The organism is Tahibacter caeni (assembly GCF_024609805.1).
Classification (GTDB): Bacteria; Pseudomonadota; Gammaproteobacteria; order Xanthomonadales; family Rhodanobacteraceae; genus Tahibacter; species Tahibacter caeni.
Map to the genome: position 1 here is coordinate 1 of NZ_JANFVR010000327.1, position 5,193 is coordinate 5,193.

The following is a 5,193-nucleotide window of genomic DNA, read 5'->3' on the forward strand; positions in this document are numbered from 1 at the left end:
GCGACCGGCATCGGCGCCGGCGCGCGAGACGCCGCGCCACGGCCTCGCGCGCGCGCTGTCCAGGCGCGGCTATTGTTCGCGCAGCCAGGCCGAGGTGCTCGTGCGAGCCGGCCGCGTCGAGCTCAACGAACGCGTCGTGCGCGATCCGGAAACGCCGACGCGGCCGCAGGACCGCATCCGCGTCGACGGTGTCGCGGTCGCGGCGGCCGAGGCGGTCTGGATCCTGCTCAACAAGCCGCGCGGCTATGTGACGACGGCGCGCGACGAGCGCGGCCGCGATACGGTCTACGCGCTGATCGACGATGCGGCGCTGCCTTGGCTTGCGCCGATCGGCCGTCTCGACAAGGCCAGCGAAGGCCTGCTGCTGTTCTGCAACGACAGCGCCGCCGCCGCGCGCCTGACCGCGCCGGAAAGCCATGTCGCCAAGACCTACCACGTGCAGGTCGACTGTCTGCCCGACGACGCGTTGCTCGCGCGCCTGCGCGCAGGCATCGAGGATCGCGGTGAACGCCTCGCCGCGCGCTCGGTCGCGCTGCTGCGCCGCGGCGAGAAGAACGCCTGGCTCGAAATCGTGCTCGACGAAGGCCGCAACCGGCATATTCGCCGCCTGCTCGACGCGCACGGCATCGCCGTGCTGCGCCTGATCCGCGTGGCGATAGGCGGGCTCGCGCTCGGCGATCTCGCGAAAGGCCAATGGCGCCGGCTCGACGCCGCGGAGATCGCGGCGCTGACGGCGGCGGCCGGCTAGCGGCCGCTCATTCCGGCACCGGCGGGCAGTCGCGTTCGCAGCGCGCTTCGGAGAACGATGCCGGGCGCTTCGTCGATCCGCGCCGCGCGAGTGCCGGCGGGATCTGCACGCGTTGCTCGCCGCAGCGCACCTGCAGCCGCAGCGATTCTTCGTCCTCGTCGGCGAGTACGTTGAGCAGCGGATGGACCACGCCGTCGATGTCGGCGGAAATTTCCCTCTGCAGGCCGGCGCCTCGGCACCGGCCTGCGTATGCGGTTCAGTCGATTCAGTCTTTGATCACGCCGAGCTTGCGCCCGACCTTGGTGAATGCGGCGACCGCGCGGTCGATCTGTTCGGGCGTGTGCGCCGCACTCATCTGCGTGCGGATGCGCGCCTGGCCCTGCGGCACGACCGGGTAGAAGAAGCCGATCACGTAGATGCCTTCCTCCAGCAGCTCGGTGGCGAACGCCTGGGCCAGCTTCGCGTCGTAGAGCATGACCGGCACGATCGCGTGATGGCCAGGCTTGAGGTCGAAGCCGGCCGCGCTCATGCCAGCGCGGAAGCGGTCCGCATTGGCCTCGACGCGGTCGCGCAGCTCGGTGGAGCGGTCGAGGATCTCGAACACCTTCAGCGAAGCCGCGACGAGCGGCGGCGGCAGGGTGTTGGAGAACAGATACGGCCGCGAGCGCTGGCGCAGCAGGTCGATGATTTCCTTGCGGCCGGTCGTGAAACCGCCGGAGCCGCCGCCGAGCGCCTTGCCGAGGGTCGAGGTGAACACGTCGACCTTGTCCATGACGCCGTGCAGTTCGGCCGAGCCCCGGCCGGTCGCGCCGACGAAGCCGGTCGCGTGCGAGTCGTCGACCATCAGCAGCGCGCCGTACTTTTCCTTCAGCGCGACGATCTCGTCGAGCTTCGCGATGAAGCCGTCCATCGAGAACACGCCGTCGGTCGCGATCAGGCGCGTGCGCTTGTCCTGCGTTTCGGCCAGGTGCTTTTCGAGCTCGGCCATGTCGCCGTTCGCGTAGCGGCGGCGCTCGGCCTTGCACAGGCGGATGCCGTCGATGATCGAGGCGTGGTTCAGCGCGTCGGAGATGACGACGTCGGCGTCGGACAGGATGGTCTCGAACAGTCCGCCGTTGGCGTCGAAGCAGCTCGTGTAGAGGATAGTGTCCTCGGTGCCGAAGAAGCGCGAGATCGCCGCTTCGAGCTGCTTGTGCAGGTCCTGCGTGCCGCAGATGAAGCGCACCGAGGCCAGGCCGAAGCCGTGGGTGTCGAGCGCGGCCTTGGCGGCGGCGATGATCTCGGCGTTGTCGGCCAGGCCCAGGTAGTTGTTCGCGCAGAAGTTCAGCACTTCGCGGCCGTCGGCAGTCGCGATGGCCGAGGACTGCGGCGTCGTGATGATGCGTTCGGTCTTGTATAGGCCTTGCTCGCGGATGGAATCGAGTTCGGCGTTCAGGCGGTCGCGGGCGGCGTATTCCATGGCGGTCTCGCGGAAAGCGGCGGGGAAACCGCGATTGTGCGGCATGCCCGCCCGCAAGCCCAGGCCGCCGCCGTCTTTGCTAGGCTGCGGGCCCTTGTCGATCCGTCCGACGGAGCAGTCCATGCATCGATGGCTGGTGGGAAGCGGCGCGTTCGCGGCCGCCGTGCTGATCCTGGCCGTGGTCCCGGCCGCTGCCGCGCCGCGCCTCGTTCCGCCCGAGGTGCTCGCGCTGATCCAGGACGACGATCCGTATCCGCTGCCGCGCGGCCTCAGCGCCGACGAACTGCGCGGCTGGCGCCTTCCCGATGCGCTGCGGACGCCGTATGCGCCACCGCCGGGCCGCGTGCGCGCCCAGGCCGAGTACGAGGACAACAGCGGCATCCTCGTGCGCTGGGGATCGCAGAACGCGCTGCTGACCCAGATGACGGTCGCGATCACGACCGGCGATCCGGACGCAGTCGTCTACGTCGTCGTGACCGGCACGAGCCAGCAGAACAGCGCCGCGGCGACCCTGAGCGGCGCCGGCGCCGACCTCGCGCGTGTACGCTTCCTGACCCAGCCCTGCAGCGGCGGCTGCAGCGTCTGGATGCGCGACTACGGGCCGCGCTTCATCGACGACGGCGGCCGGCGCGCCGCGGTCGACCACGTCTACAATCGGCCGCGTCCCGTCGACGATGCGTTTCCGGCGGTCTGGGCCGGCTACTCCGGCGAGCCGAAATACGACATCCCGCTGACCCACGGCGGCGGCAACTTCCATCTGTTCCGCAACCGCGACGCGTTCATGACGCGGCTCATCGTCAACGAGAACCCGGGCCTGTCCGAGCAGCAGATCAAGGACTACTACCGCGACTACCAGGGCCTGGACCTGACCCTGACCGATCCGTTCCCGACGAGCTACGACTCCACCCAGCACATCGACATGTGGATGCTGCCGCTGGCCGACGGCAAGGTGCTGATCAGCCGGCACGCGACGACCGACGGCGTGCCGTACACGGTGACCGAGAACACCGCGGCGCTGCTGGCCGGGCGCGGCTACACGGTCTATCGCACGCCGGCCTGGAATACCGGCGGCACGCACTACACCTACGCCAACGCCGTGCTGCTGAACAAGGTCGCGCTGGTCTGCCAGTTCAACGGCTACGCGGCGCAGAACGCCGAGGCGCTCGCGACGTTCCAGGCCGCGTTGCCCGAGCGCAGTGTGGTCGGCGTGGACTGCAGCGGCATCATCGGCCTGGCCGGTGCGATCCACTGCATCGTCATGCACGTGCCGGACCTGCTGTTCCGCGACGATCTCGGCGGCTAGCTGCTCACGCAGCCGCGGCGCGAGGTGGCCTTCCCTGGCCGGGCGAAATGCCGGCGCGGCAGCCGTCAGCGGCCGCGCGCGTCCAGCCCGTCGATCTGCTCGCCGGCCGACGGGCTCTTGCCCAGGGTTTCGCGCAGATAGTTGCGCGTCTCCTTCTGCGCACGCATGCGGTCGGCCAAGGTGACGCACTGCTTGACCTTGCGGTTGGACCCCGTCGGTGCCGAGTACTCGCAGATCAGGCGGCGGCCGTCGCGCTGGGTCAGGATCGCGTTGGCGGTTTCCTGTGCGGCCAGCAGGTCGAGCTGGTCGTTGTCGCTGAGCTGGCCGCCGCGCTTGGCGAGCAGGTTCTCGATCAACGCCAGCTGCCGCTCGACGTCCTGGCGCTCGGCGGCGCTGACGTATTCGAAACGGCCGCCGGTTTTCATCTGCTGGCGTATCGCGGCGGCCTGGTCGGCGAATCGTTCCTGATGCGCGGTGTCGATGAAGCGCGTGCCGTCGTCGTTTTTCGCGGCATGACCGCTGGCCGGCAGCAGGAACACGGCGACGGCGAGCAGCACGGAAAGGCGTGCAAAGGACATGGCGGACTCCCTGGAAGCCGAGGAAGCGCTCGGCCGGGTGAGCCTAGGTCCGGGTTCCGTCCGCTGTCAACGAAAATCTTCGTACCTTGTTCTTCGTAATTTGCGACCGGTCCTGTCGAGTCCGCCATCGCTCCCTGGAGCGCGCCGCCGCTGCGGCTGCGCGCGAACGGGCTAGCAGCCGGCGGCGATGGGCGTCAGCGTGCACAAGGTCAGGTTCAGCAGCTGGTTTTCGTTCGAGGTGCGGAACAGCACGTCGTCGTTGATCTGCGGACCGACGCCGACCTGGCCGAACTGGCCGATGGCCGGATTGATGGTCCATACGATCTGGTTGTTGCCCAGTTGCGGCGCAGTCGCGACCAGCGGAATCAGCATTTCGATCCAGAAGCCCTGCGCCATGCCCCAGGCGCCGCTCCCCCCGATGCCGCCGCGTGGTGCGATCAGGCGATAGCCGTTCGCGCTGACCGGATAGGACTGCGGGCAGCCGTAGTCCGGATCGGTGCCGAGGTTGATCAGCGCGGGCTGCGCGTTGCGGGAGAAACAGAACGCGGGATTGTCGGCTGAATTGGCGAACTGCACGCCGGGCGGCAGCGCGATCTCGATGCCGACCGCGCTGCCGGTGCAGGGGTTGCCCGGATGGCCCAGCACGAGATGCGTGTAGAACACTTCGCCGACTGCATGCGTGAGGTTGGGCGGCAGATAGGTGAAGCCGGTATAGCCGGAAACCGTGGTTTCGAAGGCCTGGGTGATGCAGTTGAGGTTGTTGCCGATGTTGAAGTTCGGCACGCCGTCGAACCACTTCAGCACGAGGTCGGGTTCGGGCTGCGGAGCCGTGCGCAACTGTGCGGCCTGGGCCGGCGCGAGCAGGAACAGGGCGGCCAGCAGGGCCGGGCAAAGCAGGGACGGCGAGGACATGCGGATTCTCCGGCGGAGCATGGCGACTGCCGGTTGTTACGCAGAAGCGCGGCGGAAATCTCAACGCCGGCGCGCGCCTCGGTCCGCGGCGCGCAAACGGCCGATCCCGTCGGCCGCGCCGTTCCGGGCCTGGGTCCTCGCCGGCAGCCGGACGCGCCTGGCAGGGGGCCGTCCGGCTGCCGCGCGGTAGCGG

General features: G+C 69.1%; 6 protein-coding genes. 2 read left to right on the top strand and 4 right to left on the bottom strand.

Going from position 1 to position 5,193, the window contains the following annotated elements:
* Positions 1-748, top strand: a 748-nt coding sequence (locus NON22_RS19890) for a pseudouridine synthase (RefSeq protein WP_425508009.1), incomplete at its 5' end; no start/stop codon positions are given.
* A 7-nt stretch (positions 749-755) separates the two neighbouring features.
* Here the strand turns inward: NON22_RS19890 and NON22_RS19895 are convergent.
* Positions 756-938: a hypothetical protein gene (locus tag NON22_RS19895; RefSeq protein WP_257388717.1), complete on the bottom strand. Its 183-nt coding sequence runs from the start codon at positions 936-938 to the stop codon at positions 756-758.
* 75 nt (positions 939-1,013) lie between these two features.
* Positions 1,014-2,207, bottom strand: a complete 1,194-nt coding sequence (gene kbl, locus NON22_RS19900; RefSeq protein WP_257388718.1) for a glycine C-acetyltransferase — start codon at positions 2,205-2,207, stop codon at positions 1,014-1,016.
* A gap of 121 nt (positions 2,208-2,328) precedes the next feature.
* Between kbl and NON22_RS19905 the strand changes: the two genes are divergently transcribed.
* Positions 2,329-3,510 (top strand): agmatine deiminase family protein, encoded by a 1,182-nt coding sequence (locus tag NON22_RS19905; RefSeq protein ID WP_257388719.1) that lies wholly within the window; start codon positions 2,329-2,331, stop codon positions 3,508-3,510.
* Between the two features lie 65 nt (positions 3,511-3,575).
* On the opposite strand, the gene NON22_RS19910 is transcribed toward NON22_RS19905, so the two are convergent.
* A complete protein-coding gene (locus NON22_RS19910) occupies positions 3,576-4,088 on the bottom strand; it encodes a hypothetical protein (RefSeq protein ID WP_257388720.1) in 513 nt (170 codons plus the stop codon).
* A 171-nt stretch (positions 4,089-4,259) separates the two neighbouring features.
* Positions 4,260-5,000, bottom strand: coding sequence for a hypothetical protein (locus NON22_RS19915; protein WP_257388721.1), 741 nt, complete (start codon positions 4,998-5,000; stop codon positions 4,260-4,262).
* Between the last annotated feature and the right edge of the window lie 193 nt (positions 5,001-5,193).

Coding starts and splice junctions, on each gene's coding strand:
- NON22_RS19905 (WP_257388719.1), top strand. CDS start 2,329: ATGCATCGATGGCTGGTGGGAAGCGGCGCGTTCGCGGCCGCCGTGCTG.
- NON22_RS19910 (WP_257388720.1), bottom strand. CDS start 4,088: ATGTCCTTTGCACGCCTTTCCGTGCTGCTCGCCGTCGCCGTGTTCCTG.
- kbl (WP_257388718.1), bottom strand. CDS start 2,207: ATGGAATACGCCGCCCGCGACCGCCTGAACGCCGAACTCGATTCCATC.
- NON22_RS19915 (WP_257388721.1), bottom strand. CDS start 5,000: ATGTCCTCGCCGTCCCTGCTTTGCCCGGCCCTGCTGGCCGCCCTGTTC.